Here is a 15,560-nt window from a genome sequence, read left to right on the forward strand (position 1 = left end):
CCTCGTATTTATTTGCTGAATGCTGCCTGGAAGACAGCGACCAGCGCATCGTTCTGCGACTGGGTCAGCGTGTGACCTTTTGGATCGATAAACTGCAGACTACTGCGGTTATCAAGGTCGCCTACCTGAATCTTGTAATCACCGGAGGCAAGCTGAGGATCTTTGGCGCCCAGTTCCAGCCATGCACTGTCGGACAGTGGCTTATAGGTTGCCGTCATGCTACCGGTTGAACGGGTGCTGTCGGTCACTTTCATGCCCACTTTTTCCAGCGTCGCTGGCAGACGCTGCCAGGTCTGGTTAAACGGTGCACGCACCACCAGCATTGGCAGGCCGGTATCGTCCGCACCGCTCTGAACGTCGAAGGTGACGCCGTTACGGCTCTGCGCCGCATTTGCGGCATCAGTCGCGGTCTTATCCAGACCCGCGGCAATCACGTTCAGCATTTCAGTGCTGTAACGCTGCAGGGAGGCGGCATCCGCAACCGGTTTGCCCGCCTGCTCCAGGTTTAACAGCTTAACGTTAACCGCCTGCTGATAACCCTGTGGTTTAACGGAGACTTGATAACGTCCACGGTACTGCTGATCTTCATCCAGCCGGTTCCACTCGATCCAGTCGGTGGTTAAGGTCTGGCTGGCGTCATCGCGTTTATCAATGGTGTAGTTCTTCGCCTGAATAACGCTCACCACCTGTGGCCACAGATTGCTTCCGCGCGCGCTTTCAACCAGCAGAGACGCCGTATCACCGGTGAACTGGGTACGCGCTCCGCTGACCAGCGCCAGAGGCTGAGCGGGTGGACGAATATCAAGCGCTTTACCCACCAGGCCACTGCCATTGGTGACGGGGATATTATAATCGCCGTTCTGAATCGGCAGGATCATACCAGCCGGTGCATGAAGTTCAGCAAGCGGGGTCGCATCCAGATAGGATTCATCACCGCTCACCTGGCGCTTGTAGCGCGAGTCTGAACTACAGGCAGCGAGCAGCATAACAAGCGAAACACTCGCAACCTTCGCCAGGCGCGACTTCTGTACTGAATAAGCCATCAAATCTCCCTAAACTTTACAGCAAACCGGCATGCTTCAGCGCTGCCCTGACGATGTCGCGACCGTGGTCGGTAATCGGTGTCATTGGCAAACGCAGCGTATCGGATGCTACAAGTCCCAACTCCTTACACGCCCATTTCACGGGGATCGGATTGGGTTCGACAAATAATTTATTGTGCAGCGGCATCAGGCGCTGGTTAATGACGCGTGCCTCATCAAAGTGACCGGCTGCGGCCAGTTTGCACATTTCAGCCATATCGCGCGCCGCAACGTTTGACGTTACGGAGATCACGCCATGACCACCGAGCTGCATAAAGTCCAGCGCGGTCGCATCATCACCACTTAACAGGATAAAGTCGTCTGAAACCAGCTCTTTGATCTGATGAACGCGGCTTAAGTTCCCTGTCGCCTCTTTAATACCGATAATATTTTTTACTTCCGAGAGACGACCAACGGTTTCCGGCAGCATATCGCAGCCAGTACGGGACGGCACATTATACAGAATTTGTGGCAAGTCAGTATGTTCAGCGATGGCTTTGAAGTGCTGGAACAAACCTTCCTGGGTAGGACGGTTGTAATAAGGGGTCACCGTCAGACAGCCTACGATGCCGCTGTCATTAAAACGTTTGGTCAGGCTGATCGCTTCTGCGGTTGCATTAGCGCCTGTCCCCGCGATGACCGGAATACGTCCGTCAGCCAGCTCCAGGGTCAGCATAACCACATCGCCATGCTCTTCGTGGCTCAGCGTTGCAGATTCACCGGTAGTCCCTACCGAAACGATCGCCGAGGTTCCATTGGCGACATGGTAATCAATCAGCTTCTTCATGCTAGACCGGCAGACGTTACCTTTTTCATCCATCGGTGTTACAAGCGCGACAATACTTCCCGTGAACATGAGCCATCCTCTGTGCGAACAAGAGCCTCAATGGTACGTTTGGAACTGTAATAAAAGCAAGCGACCTGAGGCCCTCAGGCGGTTGTATGCATGTTTTTTTTATGCTTTCCTTAGGAAGACTTAACCATGCAAAGGAAGAACAGGTTTGACAACCTCATCACAACATTACCTGGTTATCACTGCGCTGGGTGCCGACAGGCCGGGTATCGTGAACACCATCACCCGTCACGTGAGCAGCTGCGGCTGTAATATCGAAGACAGCCGTCTGGCAATGCTCGGCGAAGAGTTCACGTTTATCATGCTGCTGTCCGGAACATGGAATGCCATTACCCTTATTGAATCCACCCTGCCGCTGAAAGGCGCGGAGCTGGATTTGCTGATCGTGATGAAACGCACTACCGCGCGCCCGCGCCCGGCCATGCCCGCTACCGTCTGGGTGCAGGTTGAAGTCACTGATTCCCCGCATCTGATCGAGCGTTTTACCGCGCTGTTCGACAGCCATCAGATGAACATTGCAGAGCTCGTTTCCCGCACGCAACCGGGCGACGAGAGCACCGTTCCCACGCTCTTTATTCAAATCACTGCACACAGCCCTGCCTCACAGGATGCGTCAAATATCGAGCAAGCGTTCAAAGCCCTCTGTACAGAATTAAACGCGCAGGGCAGTATAAGCGTCGTCAATTATTCGCAGCACGAACAGGATGGAGTTGAGTAATGAATCCACTGAAAGCCGGTGACATCGCACCGAAATTTAGCTTACCGGATCAAGACGGTGAGCAAGTAAATTTGACCGACTTCCAGGGACAGCGTGTTCTGGTCTATTTCTACCCGAAAGCCATGACCCCCGGCTGCACCGTACAGGCCTGCGGCTTACGCGATAACATGGACGACTTGAAAAAAGTCGGTGTGGAAGTGCTGGGTATCAGCACCGATAAACCAGAAAAGCTGTCACGATTTGCGGAAAAAGAGCTGCTGAACTTCACGCTCCTTTCCGACGAAGACCACCAGGTTTGCGAGCAGTTTGGCGTCTGGGGTGAGAAAACGTTTATGGGTAAAACCTATGACGGCATTCACCGCATCAGCTTCCTGATTGACGCTGACGGTAAAGTTGAACATGTGTTTGACGACTTCAAAACCAGTAATCACCACGACGTGGTGTTGAACTGGCTGAAAGCAAACGCCTGATCAACAGCAAAAAGGCAACGTCAGTTGCCTTTTTTAATGTTTGCTCCCTCTCCCGTGGGAGAGGGTTGGGGTGAGGGCATCAGCCCGCACAAAATCTACTTCTCTTCCACCGCCGGTACATCCGGCCATGCGTGCACCACCGCTTTAATCAGCGTGGCCAGCGGAATCGCAAAGAACACGCCCCAGAACCCCCACAGCCCGCCGAAAATTACCACGGATAAGATAATCACCAGCGGATGCAGGTTTACCGCTTCGGAGAACAGCACCGGTACCAGCAGGTTCCCGTCAAGCCCCTGAATAATCAGGTACACCGCGAAGCAGCTCCAGAACTCCGTCCCCAGACCAAACTGGAACAGCGCGACGCCCACCACCGGAATGGTGACCACAAACGCGCCGATGTACGGAATCAGGACCGAGAATCCCACCAGCACGGCCAGCAGCAGCGAGTAGTTGAGGCCGAAGATCACGAAACCAATCCAGGTTGCTACCCCCACCACCATCATCTCCAGCACCTTGCCGCGAATGTAGTTAGTGATCTGCTGGTTCATCTCTTCCCAGACCTGCCCCGCCAGCCCGCGGTTGCGCGGCAAAATACGCCGCACGGCGTTAAGCATCTGGTCTTTATCTTTGACCAGAAAGAAGACCATCAGCGGCACGAGCACGAGGTAAACGGCCAGAGTGAGCAGCCCCACCAGTGAGGCCAGCGAATATTTCACCACCGAGTCGCCCATCGTCATGATGCGGGCACGCATGTTTTCCGCCATCGCGTCGATGATACCGGCGTCCATCAACGCGGGATAACGGCGCGGCAGGGTGGCGGCGAAATCAGAGAGCTTATTCAACATGCCGGGCATATCGCGGATCAGGTAGATCCCCTGCTGCCAGGCCACGGGCATCACCACGAAGGCCATCAACAGCAGAATGCCGACAAACAGCACCAGGACGATGCTTGCCGCCCAGCGACGAGAACAACCGATATGTTCCAGGCGCGCCGTTGGCCACTCCAGCAGATACGCCAGCACAATCGCCACCAGCAGAGGCGCGAGAAGGCCGCTGAAGAAGAACAGAATACCGAATCCGGCAACCAGAATAACCAACAAAGCAATGGCTTCCGGGTCACTGAACCGACGCCGGTACCACTGCATTAACATTTCGAGCATACAACCCTTCCCTGAATCGAATGGCGGGAGTGAGACGGTGAATTGTATCTAACTGTCACAAAAAAGACTTTCGCTTTTTGTATCCCTGTCACAATCCGCAAAAGCCTGATGAATGGGATTTTCTTCATGCTGTAACACAGCTACACTCGCAGGGCAGCAGAGATGAACGATATGGCGGTTCATCGGTCAAATTAGCACATCCAACATACAGGACAGTGGTTATGTTCAGGCAGTTGAGAAAAACACTGGTTGCAACACTGATTGCCGCAGTGACGGTCGGTCAGGTGTTGCCCGCTTTCGCTGACTCGTCCGACTCATTGCCGGACATGGGCACCACAGCAGGAAGCACGCTCTCTATCGGGCAAGAGATGCAAATGGGCGATTATTATGTTCGCCAGCTGCGCGGCAGCGCCCCGCTGATTAACGATCCTTTGCTGGTACAGTATATTAACGGGCTGGGGATGCGTCTGGTGGCGCACGCCGACTCGGTCAAAACGCCCTTCCATTTCTATTTAATCAATAACGACGAAATTAACGCCTTCGCCTTCTTTGGCGGGAACGTGGTGCTGCATTCGGCATTATTTCGCTACTCTGACAACGAAAGCCAGCTGGCTTCAGTGATGGCGCACGAAATTTCACACGTCACCCAGCGCCACCTGGCGCGTGCAATGGAAGACCAGAAGCGCAATGCCCCGCTCACCTGGGTGGGCGCGCTGGGTTCTATTCTGCTCGCAATGGCCAGCCCACAGGCGGGGATGGCGGCACTGACCGGTACGCTGGCCGGAACGCGTCAGGGGATGATCAGCTTCACCCAGCAAAACGAACAGGAAGCGGACCGTATCGGCATTCAGGTTTTACAGCGTTCGGGCTTTGACCCGCAGGCCATGCCGAGCTTCCTGGAAAAACTGCTCGATCAGGCACGTTACTCTTCCCGTCCCCCGGAAATTTTACTCACCCACCCGTTACCGGAAAGCCGTTTGTCGGATGCACGTAACCGTGCCAACCAGATGCGCCCGGTCGTCGTGCAGTCGTCTCAGGACTTCTACATGGCGAAAGTGCGAACGCTCGGCATGTACAACTCCGGGCGTAACCAGCTTACCAGCGATCTGCTGGACACCCTGGCGAAAGGCAACGTGCGTGAAAAAAACGCCGCGCAGTATGGCCAGGCATTACAGGCGATGGAAGCCAGCAAATACGACGACGCGCGGAAAGCGCTGCAGCCCCTGCTGGCCGCAGATCCGAATAACCCATGGTATCTCGATCTCTCGACGGATATCGATCTGGGGCAGAAGAAAACCACCGATGCGATTAACCGCCTGAAAGGGGCGAAAGACATACGCACCAACCCGGTGCTACAGCTTAACCTGGCTAACGCTTATCTACAGGGCGGTCAGCCAGCGGAGGCTGTGACCATCCTGAACCGCTATACCTTTAACAATAAAGATGACCAGAACGGCTGGGAATTGCTCGCCCAGGCCCAGGGGCAACTGGGTAACCGCGATCAGGAACTGGCCGCGCGTGCTGAAGGCCTGGCACTGGCGGGTCGCCTCGATCAGGCGATTTCCTTGTTGAGCAGTGCCAGCTCGCAGGTCAAACTCGGCAGCCTGCAACAGGCCCGCTACGACGCGCGTATCGACCAGCTGCGTAGTCTGCAACAACGCTTTAAGCCGTACGAGAAGATGTAACCAAGGAGAAGTCATGACAGACGCGGTAAAAATTTATCATAACCCTCGCTGCTCCAAGAGCCGCGACACGCTCAGCCTGCTGAAGTCTAACGGTATCGACCCTGACGTGGTGTTGTATCTCGACACACCGCCGGACGCGCAGACGCTTCGTCAGCTGCTGCACATGCTGGGAATGGGCAGCGCGCGCGAACTGATGCGCCAGAAAGAGGATCTGTATAAGTCACTGAATCTGGACGACACGTACCTCAGCGAAGACCAGCTGATTCAGGCGATGGTTGACAATCCAAAGCTGATTGAGCGACCGATTGTGGTGGCAAACGGTAAAGCACGCATCGGCCGTCCGCCGGAAGATGTCCTCGAGATCCTCTAGTCCTTACGCCGCAGCGCTTCCAGAAACGCCTGCGGCGTACTTTCTCCCAGTTTTTTCTGCGTTTTACCCCGGTTATAAAACTCGCATAGCGTGATAACGACCTCTCCAGCCGGTTCATCATTCACTCGCGGAATAATATCCCGGAGCGGTAGCGCCACCTGCAGCGCATTGTGCTTGTGTGGATGAGCGTTAACAACAACGTCTTGTGCAGGCAGCGTCGGTTCAAAACCGAAAGTCTCAACAGATTGTATATCAGCGGGGCAGGCCTCCAGCAGCGCGCGCGTCCAGGTAGTGAGCAACTGCGGTGAAAGACCCGCATAGAGCCGGGCATAACACCAGCCGCTCACCGGTTCGCGCGCCCAGAGCAGGTGTTGTTCGCCCCCATCATCCATATGCAGCGACAAAGGCTGATGATACAGCAGCAGCGTATGCGGCCTGATGCCAGCTTTCAGCGCCTTTTTTCCCTGCAACGAAGCCCCTTTTTGTTTCGCGGGTGCCGGTTTGAGATAGCGGCTCAGCGTTGCCCGTGAGACGGGGATGCCCAGGATGTCGTTAACTATCTGCAGCAATTCATCTAATGGCGCACCTGATATGTCGCGCAGGGCATTAACCAGTGCAACCTGCTCTTGTCTCAGCGCTTTGTGTATCACTTTTGGCGTAGTGTGGTTATCCGAAACCCGATCGCGGTTGCGCCAGCGCCTGACGGTAGTGACCGAGATCCCCAGCTCAACGGCCAATTCCCGGTCGCTTTTATCAGACTGCTGAAGGTAGCGGCGGATGCGCGGCGTGGTGGTGGCATTGGCGTGCAGTTTGATTTCCATTCCAATCCTCCTGAAACTAATCTGATGAGATTTATATTATACAAGCGATTGCTTTGTGACCGATTTCACCTTTCGCTCACCGCGCTTCACTGATAATCCACAGACATAACATAAACAACACCCCTCAATCTTGTACGGAGTTCACAATGAACAATGTTCTGGGATTTCTTGAAGCAAAACTGATGCCGCTGGCGGCGAAAACGGCCCAGCAGCGCCATCTCGGGGCCATTCGTGGTGCCTACGTTTCATTCATGCCATTTATCATCGTCGGCTCCATTCTGCTCGTCATCTCGTCGTTCCCGAATCAAACCTATCAGCAGTTTATGTCTCAGGCCTTTGGTGAGAGCTGGAGCGCGATTATCGAAATTCCGTTCAATGCGGTCTTCTCCACCATGTCGCTGTTTATCAGCTTCCTGGTCGCCTTCCGCCTGGCCGAACACTATGGCGAGGACCGTATCTCCTGCGGCATCCTGGCATTGGTCGCATTTTTAATCCTGACGCCGTTTATCAAAGTGGCGGAAAACGGCGGCATTACCGTCATACCGGTAGAGTGGATTGGCAGCAAGGGGCTGTTTGTGGCGATGATCGGTTCGCTGCTGTGGACGGAACTGTTCTGCTGGCTGAAGCGCAAAAATCTGGTCATTAAAATGCCGGACGGCGTGCCGCCTGCGGTGCAGGAGTCCTTCGCGGCGCTGATCCCGGCCCTGCTGGTCATGATACTGGTGCTGGGTATCCGCATCATCTTCGAAAATACCCACTACAACACCATCCATCAGTTCATTTACGAGGTGGTCGCCACGCCGGTACGCCACTACGGCACCTCTTACTTTGGCGCGCTGATGACCGTATTCAGCATCACCATTCTCTGGTCAGTGGGGATTAACTCCGGCTCGATGATCAACGGCATCATTCGTCCGCTGTGGATGGAAAACCAGACCGATAACATCGCCGCCATTCAGGCGGGCACGACGCCGCCGCACATTATTACTGAACAGTTTTTTGACATGATCTGGATGGGGGGAGCGGGCGCCACGCTGTCGCTGGTGATTGCGATGCTGATTTTCGCCCGCAGCAAAAACATGCGCGAAGTGGCGCGCCTCGGCGCGGGGGCGTCGGTGTTTAACATTAACGAGCCGATCCTGTTTGGCCTGCCGGTGATCATGAACCCGATCATGCTTATTCCGTTCAACCTGGTGCCGCTGGTGCTGGTTACCGTGCAGTATGCGGCGATGAAAATTGGCGCGGTCGCCGTCACCACCGGGGTGTTTATCCCCTGGACGCTGCCACCGGTCATCAGCGGTTTTATCGTTACCGGGCACCTGAGCGGCAGCGTGATGCAGCTTATCAACCTGCTGATTGGCGCCATGTTGTACCTGCCTTTCATGCGTATCGTGGACAAACAGTACCGTGCTGCGGAGCTGAGCACGGTCACGCAAACTGACACCACCCTTGCAAAACAGGAGTAAAGCATGTGGGGAATTATCGCAACCTGGCGAATGGCGCTTGAAGGCGTAACGGAATCTGCATCTGCCCTGGCGGCGGGAAAACCGGTCTCAGCAGCGGTGGTGGATGCCGTCGCTGCCGTGGAAGACTTCCCGCTGTATAAATCCGTCGGCTATGGCGGGCTGCCTACCGAAAACGGCGAAGTCGAATTGGATGCGGCGTACATGGACGGCGACACGCTGGCGTTCGGTGCCGTAGGAAATCTGGTGGATATCGCCAATCCGGTGCGCGTGGCGCACGCGCTTAGCCGCCAGCGCTACAACAGCCTGCTGGTCGGCCAGGGCGCACGTGAATGGGCACTGAGCCAGGGCTTTGCCGACAAAACCATGCTCACGGAGCGCGCCATGCAGCACTACCGCAAGCGCTGCCGCGAGACGCTGGATAAAGGCTTAAGCCCGTACGACGGACACGATACCGTCGGCATTATCGGTCTTGATAAGCAGGGTTCCATGAGCGTCGCCACCTCCACCAGCGGCCTGTTTATGAAAAAACGCGGCCGCATTGGGGATTCCCCCATTATCGGCTCCGGCTTTTACTGCGACAGCGAAACCGGTGCCGCTACCGCCACGGGCGTCGGTGAAGATCTGATGAAAGGCTGCACCAGCTACGAAATCGTTCGCCGGATGGCGCAAGGCATGTCGCCGCAGCAGGCCGCAGATTCAGTGGTGTTCGAGCTGGAAGATAAGCTGATGTCGCGCTTTGGTCGCGCGGGCGATCTCTCCGTGGTGTGCATGAATAACAAGGGCGAGTTCGGCGCCGCGACGAATATCAAAACCTTTTCGTTTGTGGTGGCGACGGCTCGACAGCCTCTCACCGTTTATCGCACAGAGCGTCTGCGGGAAAAAACGCATTATCACGCGGTAGACGATGAATGGATGCAGGCCTATGCCGCGCGGATCCGCGCCCCGATTGAGGAGTCATGATGATTACATATCAACTCATTACCGCACTTTCCGACGCAAAGCCGCAAAGCCATTTCATCGCCCGCACCGCCTGTGCGCATTTGCCGCAAACTGCGCTTATCGCGGAAATGCGCGAGTCCAGCGGCATCGCTGACGCCCGCTTTGGCTGCGCCCCTTTTGCCCGGATCACGCTGCTCCCGGATGCGCTCTGGCACGATAGCCTGACAGAAGGATTGCTCACGGCGCTGCGCCCGCTGCTGGCCTCACCCGTGAGTCCCGATGTGATGCTGGACGTGACAAATATCGACGACGTCGTGCTGGCGCAAGTGCTGCGTTTTCTCTTTAATCAGGCGCACCGGCTGAGCGATTTGCAGCTAAAGAAAACCGACGATGACGTCCGTATTGCGCATATCACCGCCCTCTGCCTGCCGGAACAACAGGCGAAGCTGGAGAGTGTTTTCCGCCAGCAGCAGGCTATCGCGCACGGCATGGTCGCGGCACGACGTCTGGCGGATATCCCCTCTGACCGGTGTACGCCGCAGTTTGTGGTAGAAGAGGCACTAAAGCTCTGCGCCCTCTTCCCCGCCCTGCGCTGCGAAGTGCTCAACGAAAAAGAGATTGTTGAGCACGGCCTGGGTCTACTGCACGCCGTGGGCAAAGGGGCGAGCTGCCTGCCACGTCTGCTGGCGATGCATTATGATGGCACTCACGACGGCCCGGTGCGCTGCTATGTGGGAAAAGGCATCACCTTTGATACCGGCGGTCTGTGGCTGAAAGAAGGTGCGGGCATGTACACCATGAAATATGACATGTGCGGGGCGGCTAACGTGCTGGGGCTGATGCTCACCGTGGCAGAGCTGGGATTACCCGTACGCATCATGGGCGTGCTGGCACTGGCAGAAAATGCCATCGGCCCCAATGCCATGCAGCCCGGCACGGTGGCAACAGCCTGCAACGGCACCACGGTTGAAATCAACAATACCGATGCTGAAGGTCGACTGGTGCTGGCGGATGCCATCGCCTGGGCCAGCCAGCGGCATCCGCAGACGCGCTATATTATTGATATGGCGACCTTAACCGGTGCAGTCGTGAAGGCGCTGGGGTATGAGCTAAGCGGGCTAATGACGCAGGATGAACCGCTGCGCAGTGCGCTGACGCAGGCAGGGAAACAGAGTGGCGACGAAGTGTGGTCCCTGCCGCTGGATGCGCGGTTGAAAAAGCAGACCGACAGCGCCATCGCCGATCTGTGCAACACGCCAACCAACAATGCGGCGATAAGCGCCTCGGCGGCGTGGTTGCTGCATCACTTCTGCCCGCCAACCATTCCGTGGGCGCATCTGGATATCAGCGGCACGGCGCTGTGGCGTGAAGGGGGACGGAGCGTGGCATCCGGACGGCCGATTCCGCTTCTGGTTGAACACCTGATGGGGGATCTTTAGCCGGGTGGCGGCTGCGCCTTACCCGGCCTACAAAGAGCACCTGTAGGCCCGGTAAGCGTAGCGCCACCGGGCGAAAACACTCAAAGCTTAAGGATATCTTTCACAAACGGAATGGTCAGCTTGCGCTGGGCGGTAATGGAAGCGCGATCGAGCTGATCGAGCGTATCGAACAGGGTGCGCATTTCCCTGTCCAGGCGCTTGAGCAGGAAACGGCCCACGTCTTCCGGCAGCTCAAAGCCACGCTGCTTTGCGCGCAGCTGTAATGCCTGAAGCTTATCTTCATCCGACAGCGGCTGGAGCTTGTAGATTTGCCCCCAGTCCAGACGTGACGCCAGATCCGGCAACCCAAGATTGAGCTGGCGCGGTGGACGATCGCCGGTGATCAGCAGTCGGGTTTTGCCCGACTCCAGAATGCGGTTATAGAGGTTAAAGATCGCCATTTCCCACGGCTCATCCCCCGCGACGCATTCGATATTATCGATGCAGACCAGGGAGAGATGTTCCATTCCCTCCAGCACGTCAGGCACGAACCAGGTACGTTTATCCAGCGGCACATAGCCTACCGCATCACCGCGCGCCGAAAGCTCCGCGCAGGCGGCATGCAACAGGTGGCTGCGCCCCGCGCCTTCGCGTGACCAGATATAGATGTATCCGCTGTGCTCCTGGCGCAGCACGTTTTGCAGTGCAGCCAGTAAAGAGGGGTTATCACCCGGCCAGAAACTCGCAAAAGTTTCATCGTCAGGGAGATAGAGTGGCAGAGAGAGCTGTGCCGGTCCGTTCAGAAGTACCTCAACCAGATCTTACGTAAAATCGGAACGGAGTTTAACACGGAACCTGCAAGGAGAGAACCGGGCGGATCGTCCACCCGGTTAAAGGATCAATGTGGCGCTTTTTCGCTTTCGTCAGCGTCCAGGACCACCTCTTCCGGGCGGATCACCGAGATCAGCTTGAAAATCAGGCTCAGGCCCACGCCGACGATGGTCGCCAGCGCCATGCCTTTCAGCTCGGCCGCACCGATGTGCACCTTCGCACCGCTCACGCCGATAATCAGAATGACCGAGGTGAGGATCAGGTTCTGCGCTTTGCTGTAATCCACTTTCGATTCAATCAGCACGCGAATCCCGGAGGCACCGATTACCCCGTACAGCAGCAGCGAGACGCCGCCCATGACCGGCACCGGGATGATCTGAATCGCTGCCGCCAGCTTACCCACGCAGGAGAGCAGAATGGCAATAATCGCCGCGCCGCCAATAACCCAGGTGCTGTAGACGCGGGTGATTGCCATCACGCCGATGTTCTCACCGTACGTGGTGTTTGGCGTGGATCCGAAGAAACCGGAGATGATGGTGGAGAAACCGTTCGCAAACATGGAGCGGTGCAGACCCGGGTCGCGGATTAAATCACGCTTAACGATGTTCGCCGTTACCACCAGGTGGCCGACGTGCTCCGCAATCACGACCAGTGCGGCGGGCAGAATGGTGAAGATAGCAAACCACTCGAAGCGCGGGGTGTAGAAGGTTGGCAGCGCGAACCAGTGCGCCTCGGCAATCGGTGTGGTATCCACCACGCCCATCACGAAGGAGAGCGCATAGCCCGCCAGCACGCCGATCAGGATCGGGATAATCGCCATAAAGCCGCGGAACAGCACGGAGCCAAACACCGTCACGCCCAGCGTCACCATCGAGATAATGATGGTTTTAGAATCCGGCGATTGCCCGTCCGCAGGCAGCAGACCGGCCATATTCGCCGCCACGCCCGCCAGTTCGAGACCGATGACGGCAACGATTGCGCCCATCGCCGCAGGGGGGAACATCACGTCCAGCCAGCCGGTACCGGCTTTCTTCACAATGAAGGAGACCAGGCAGAACAGTACGCCACACATGATAAAGCCGCCCAGCGCCACTTCATAACCCAGCGGCAGCAGCAATAGCACCGGAGAGATAAAGGCGAAGCTCGACCCGAGATACGCCGGGATTTTGCCTTTACAGATAAAGAGGTACATCAGCGTACCGATGCCGTTGAACAGCAGCACGGTAGCCGGGTTAATGTGAAACAGGATTGGCACCAGCACGGTTGCGCCAAACATGGCGAACAGGTGCTGCAAACTAAGCGGGATAGTCTGTAAAAGCGGCGGTCTTTCACTCACCCCGATAGCACGGCGCGTCATAGTGTTTTCCTCTGAGTTTTGTTGTTGGTGTTTTATTCAAAAAAAAGCCGACTATCAAAGTCGGCTTTTTTATCGTTATTCGATTATTTCGTACCAAAGATCTTATCGCCGGCATCGCCGAGCCCCGGGATGATGTATCCGTGCTCGTTAAGACCCTGGTCGATAGAGGCGGTGTACAGCTCAACGTCCGGGTGCGCTTTTTCCAGCGCCGCGATCCCTTCCGGTGCCGCAACGAGTACCAGCACCTTAATGCTGCTGCAGCCCGCTTTTTTCAGCAGGTCAATGGTGGCGATCATTGAACCGCCGGTCGCCAGCATAGGGTCAACCACCAGCGCCATACGTTCGTCGATGTTGGACACCAGCTTCTGGAAGTAAGGAACCGGCTCCAGCGTCTCTTCATTACGGTAGATACCGACCACGCTGATGCGCGCGCTTGGTACGTGCTCTAGCACGCCTTCCATCATACCCAGACCGGCACGCAGGATAGGCACGACGGTAATTTTCTTCCCTTTGATCTGCTCAACCTGCACCGGGCCGTTCCAGCCTTCGATGGTGACTTTTTCCGTTTCCAGATCAGAGGTTGCTTCGTAGGTCAGCAGGCTGCCCACTTCAGAAGCCAGTTCGCGAAAACGCTTCGTGCTGATGTCATGCTCACGCATCAGGCCCAACTTGTGTTTAACGAGTGGGTGTTTCACTTCCACAATCTTCATTCTCTTTCTCCTCTGAGGTGGCATCCGCAAAAAAATCGCGGGATTATACCGCTTTTTTCGGATTGCGCCATACCCATCTTGCTTGACATATGTCAATCAAAGACAAAAAAGCCGGAGGCTGGGCTCCGGCTTGGGTGCGGGGTTCTGCCGGGTGGCGCTAACGCTTACCCGGCCTACACGTCCCGTAGGCCCGGTAAGCGCAGCGCCACCGGGCAATTATAGCTGCTCGCCGTTGCTCGCAATCACCTGCTTATACCAGTCGAAGGACTTTTTCTTGCTGCGGTTCAGCGTGCCGTTCCCTTCATTGTCTTTATCTACAAAGATAAAGCCGTAGCGTTTTTTCATTTCACCGGTGCCGGCAGACACAAGGTCGATACAGCCCCACGGGGTGTAGCCCATCAGGTCTACACCATCTTCCACCACCGCTTTTTTCATCTCGCGGATGTGCGCAGAAAGGTAATCAATACGGTACCGATCGTTTACCGTGCCGTCACTCTCCTGCACGTCAATCGCGCCAAAGCCGTTTTCAACAATGAACAGCGGCAGCTGGTAGTGATCCCAGAACCAGTTCAGGGAGTAGCGCAGCCCAACCGGGTCAATCTGCCAGCCCCAGTCGGATTTCTGCACATACGGGTTAGAGACCAGGCTCTTGCTCTCGTCGTAATCAAGCTGCGGGTTGTCCGCCGTCGCCTTGGTGGCAAAGGACATGTAATAGCTGAAGCCAATATAATCAACGCAACCCTGGCGCAGCGCTGCTTTATCCTCATCGGTAATATCCAGCGCGAACCCGCGACGTTCAAAGTAGTTGAGCAGATGCTGCGGGTACTTACCGCGGACGTGCACGTCGGTAAACCAGTAGCGACGGTGCATCGCATTCATCGCCATCATCATATCGTCCGGCGCGCAGGTCAGCGGATAGATAGGACACATAGCAATCATACAGCCGATCTGCAGCGACGGATTAATTTCGCGTCCCGCCTTCACCGCCAGGGCGCTGGCCACCAGCTCGTAGTGCGCGGCCTGGAACATGACCGGCTCACGGTCTTCACCCGGCTCATACTTCAACCCGGAGTTGGTGAACGGCGCAAAATCTTCGTGGAAGTTAGCCTGGTTGTTGATCTCATTGAAGGTCATCCAGTACTTCACTTTATGCTGATAGCGCTGGAAGACCACTTTTGCAAAACGAACGAAAAAGTCGATCAGCTTACGGTTGCGCCAGCCGCCGTATTCCGTCACCAGGTGGAAAGGCATCTCGAAGTGAGAAAGCGTAATAACCGGTTCAATGCCGTACTTCAGGCATTCGTCGAACAGATCGTCATAGAATTTCAGGCCAGCCTCATTAGGCTCCCGCTCGTCGCCTTTCGGGAAGATACGCGTCCAGGCGATGGAGGTACGGAAACATTTGAACCCCATCTCGGCAAAGAGTCTGATGTCTTCTTTATAACGATGGTAGAAATCAATGGCTTCATGGTTAGGGTAATTCTTCCCTTCCAGCACGCCGTTGGTGATTTCACGCGGCACGCCATGCGCACCCGCCGTCATGACGTCGGCAACGCTTACGCCCTTGCCGCCCTCTTTCCAGCCGCCTTCCAGCTGATGCGCCGCAACGGCACCACCCCACAGAAAATCTGCTTTAAATCCTGACATTCGCTTTCCCTCATTCTGCGTTATTTTCTGCAA

15 protein-coding genes are annotated in these 15,560 nt (G+C 56.1%); 7 read left to right on the forward strand and 8 right to left on the reverse strand.

Translation table 11 applies throughout. From position 1 onward, the window contains the following. Positions 1-8 precede the first annotated feature (8 nt). Positions 9-1,043: an outer membrane protein assembly factor BamC gene (gene bamC, locus ACMGGM_RS07345; protein ID WP_014884765.1), complete on the reverse strand. Its 1,035-nt coding sequence runs from the start codon at positions 1,041-1,043 to the stop codon at positions 9-11. Between the two features lie 16 nt (positions 1,044-1,059). Further along, on the reverse strand, positions 1,060-1,938 hold the full coding sequence (dapA, locus tag ACMGGM_RS07350; RefSeq protein WP_014884766.1) for a 4-hydroxy-tetrahydrodipicolinate synthase: 879 nt from the start codon (positions 1,936-1,938) through the stop codon (positions 1,060-1,062). Between the two features lie 145 nt (positions 1,939-2,083). On the opposite strand from dapA, the gene ACMGGM_RS07355 reads away from it, so the two are divergent. Both ACMGGM_RS07355 and bcp read left to right on the forward strand, forming a co-directional pair. Further along, positions 2,084-2,653, forward strand: a complete 570-nt coding sequence (locus ACMGGM_RS07355; protein ID WP_014884767.1) for a glycine cleavage system transcriptional repressor — start codon at positions 2,084-2,086, stop codon at positions 2,651-2,653. After that, positions 2,653-3,123 (forward strand): thioredoxin-dependent thiol peroxidase, encoded by a 471-nt coding sequence (gene bcp, locus ACMGGM_RS07360; RefSeq protein WP_014884768.1) that lies wholly within the window; start codon positions 2,653-2,655, stop codon positions 3,121-3,123. The genes ACMGGM_RS07355 and bcp overlap by 1 nt, the downstream gene beginning before the upstream one ends. Before the next feature lie 95 nt (positions 3,124-3,218). Here the strand turns inward: bcp and ACMGGM_RS07365 are convergent, their stop codons facing one another. Next, positions 3,219-4,283 (reverse strand): AI-2E family transporter, encoded by a 1,065-nt coding sequence (locus ACMGGM_RS07365; RefSeq protein ID WP_014884769.1) that lies wholly within the window; start codon positions 4,281-4,283, stop codon positions 3,219-3,221. Positions 4,284-4,504: 221 nt separating this feature from the next. On the opposite strand from ACMGGM_RS07365, the gene bepA reads away from it, so the two are divergent. Together bepA and arsC are read left to right on the forward strand one after the other, a co-directional pair. Beyond that, on the forward strand, positions 4,505-5,968 hold the full coding sequence (gene bepA / locus ACMGGM_RS07370) for a beta-barrel assembly-enhancing protease (RefSeq protein WP_014884770.1): 1,464 nt from the start codon (positions 4,505-4,507) through the stop codon (positions 5,966-5,968). A 13-nt stretch (positions 5,969-5,981) separates the two neighbouring features. Continuing rightward, entirely contained in the window at positions 5,982-6,338 is a 357-nt protein-coding gene (gene arsC / locus ACMGGM_RS07375) for an arsenate reductase (glutaredoxin) (RefSeq protein WP_023331051.1), read from the forward strand. On the opposite strand, the gene ACMGGM_RS07380 is transcribed toward arsC, so the two are convergent. Continuing rightward, positions 6,335-7,159, reverse strand: coding sequence for a transcriptional regulator (locus ACMGGM_RS07380; protein ID WP_014884772.1), 825 nt, complete (start codon positions 7,157-7,159; stop codon positions 6,335-6,337). The genes arsC and ACMGGM_RS07380 overlap by 4 nt on opposite strands. Before the next feature lie 146 nt (positions 7,160-7,305). Here ACMGGM_RS07380 and celB point away from each other — a divergent pair, with 146 nt between their 5' ends. From celB to ACMGGM_RS07395, 3 genes are read left to right on the forward strand one after another with little or no spacing between them, the layout of a single operon-like run. Next, positions 7,306-8,625 (forward strand): PTS cellobiose transporter subunit IIC, encoded by a 1,320-nt coding sequence (gene celB / locus ACMGGM_RS07385; RefSeq protein ID WP_023337590.1) that lies wholly within the window; start codon positions 7,306-7,308, stop codon positions 8,623-8,625. A gap of 3 nt (positions 8,626-8,628) precedes the next feature. Then, positions 8,629-9,585 (forward strand): N(4)-(beta-N-acetylglucosaminyl)-L-asparaginase, encoded by a 957-nt coding sequence (locus ACMGGM_RS07390; protein ID WP_014884773.1) that lies wholly within the window; start codon positions 8,629-8,631, stop codon positions 9,583-9,585. Further along, the gene (locus ACMGGM_RS07395; protein WP_045135493.1) at positions 9,585-11,003 is read left to right on the forward strand and encodes a leucyl aminopeptidase family protein; all 1,419 of its coding nucleotides are present in this window, start codon (positions 9,585-9,587) and stop codon (positions 11,001-11,003) included. Before ACMGGM_RS07390 ends, ACMGGM_RS07395 begins: the two co-directional genes overlap by 1 nt. Before the next feature lie 80 nt (positions 11,004-11,083). On the opposite strand, the gene ACMGGM_RS07400 is transcribed toward ACMGGM_RS07395, so the two are convergent. The 4 genes from ACMGGM_RS07400 to ACMGGM_RS07415 form a co-directional block, all read right to left on the reverse strand. Continuing rightward, positions 11,084-11,785 carry a DnaA inactivator Hda gene (locus tag ACMGGM_RS07400; RefSeq protein ID WP_213014348.1) on the reverse strand — a complete coding sequence of 234 codons (702 nt, stop codon included), beginning with the start codon at positions 11,783-11,785 and terminating at the stop codon, positions 11,084-11,086. A gap of 95 nt (positions 11,786-11,880) precedes the next feature. Beyond that, on the reverse strand, positions 11,881-13,170 hold the full coding sequence (gene uraA, locus ACMGGM_RS07405; RefSeq protein WP_023337593.1) for a uracil permease: 1,290 nt from the start codon (positions 13,168-13,170) through the stop codon (positions 11,881-11,883). Between the two features lie 83 nt (positions 13,171-13,253). After that, complete coding sequence (gene upp / locus ACMGGM_RS07410; RefSeq protein WP_008501641.1) at positions 13,254-13,880, reverse strand: uracil phosphoribosyltransferase; 627 nt, start codon at positions 13,878-13,880, stop codon at positions 13,254-13,256. 216 nt (positions 13,881-14,096) lie between these two features. Next, entirely contained in the window at positions 14,097-15,527 is a 1,431-nt protein-coding gene (locus tag ACMGGM_RS07415; protein ID WP_045135494.1) for a 6-phospho-beta-glucosidase, read from the reverse strand. Positions 15,528-15,560 lie beyond the last annotated feature (33 nt).

This window comes from Enterobacter sp. BNK-14, from assembly GCF_047456095.1.
In the GTDB taxonomy this organism is placed as follows: domain Bacteria; phylum Pseudomonadota; class Gammaproteobacteria; order Enterobacterales; family Enterobacteriaceae; genus Enterobacter; species Enterobacter kobei.

What these genes read in the sequence shown, in the direction of transcription:
- bamC (WP_014884765.1), bottom strand. Translation starts at nt 1,043, where the DNA reads ATGGCTTATTCAGTACAGAAGTCGCGCCTGGCGAAGGTTGCGAGTGTT.
- dapA (WP_014884766.1), bottom strand. Translation starts at nt 1,938, where the DNA reads ATGTTCACGGGAAGTATTGTCGCGCTTGTAACACCGATGGATGAAAAA.
- bcp (WP_014884768.1), top strand. Translation starts at nt 2,653, where the DNA reads ATGAATCCACTGAAAGCCGGTGACATCGCACCGAAATTTAGCTTACCG.
- ACMGGM_RS07365 (WP_014884769.1), bottom strand. Translation starts at nt 4,283, where the DNA reads ATGCTCGAAATGTTAATGCAGTGGTACCGGCGTCGGTTCAGTGACCCG.
- bepA (WP_014884770.1), top strand. Translation starts at nt 4,505, where the DNA reads ATGTTCAGGCAGTTGAGAAAAACACTGGTTGCAACACTGATTGCCGCA.
- arsC (WP_023331051.1), top strand. Translation starts at nt 5,982, where the DNA reads ATGACAGACGCGGTAAAAATTTATCATAACCCTCGCTGCTCCAAGAGC.
- ACMGGM_RS07380 (WP_014884772.1), bottom strand. Translation starts at nt 7,159, where the DNA reads ATGGAAATCAAACTGCACGCCAATGCCACCACCACGCCGCGCATCCGC.
- celB (WP_023337590.1), top strand. Translation starts at nt 7,306, where the DNA reads ATGAACAATGTTCTGGGATTTCTTGAAGCAAAACTGATGCCGCTGGCG.
- ACMGGM_RS07390 (WP_014884773.1), top strand. Translation starts at nt 8,629, where the DNA reads ATGTGGGGAATTATCGCAACCTGGCGAATGGCGCTTGAAGGCGTAACG.
- ACMGGM_RS07395 (WP_045135493.1), top strand. Translation starts at nt 9,585, where the DNA reads ATGATTACATATCAACTCATTACCGCACTTTCCGACGCAAAGCCGCAA.
- uraA (WP_023337593.1), bottom strand. Translation starts at nt 13,170, where the DNA reads ATGACGCGCCGTGCTATCGGGGTGAGTGAAAGACCGCCGCTTTTACAG.
- upp (WP_008501641.1), bottom strand. Translation starts at nt 13,880, where the DNA reads ATGAAGATTGTGGAAGTGAAACACCCACTCGTTAAACACAAGTTGGGC.
- ACMGGM_RS07415 (WP_045135494.1), bottom strand. Translation starts at nt 15,527, where the DNA reads ATGTCAGGATTTAAAGCAGATTTTCTGTGGGGTGGTGCCGTTGCGGCG.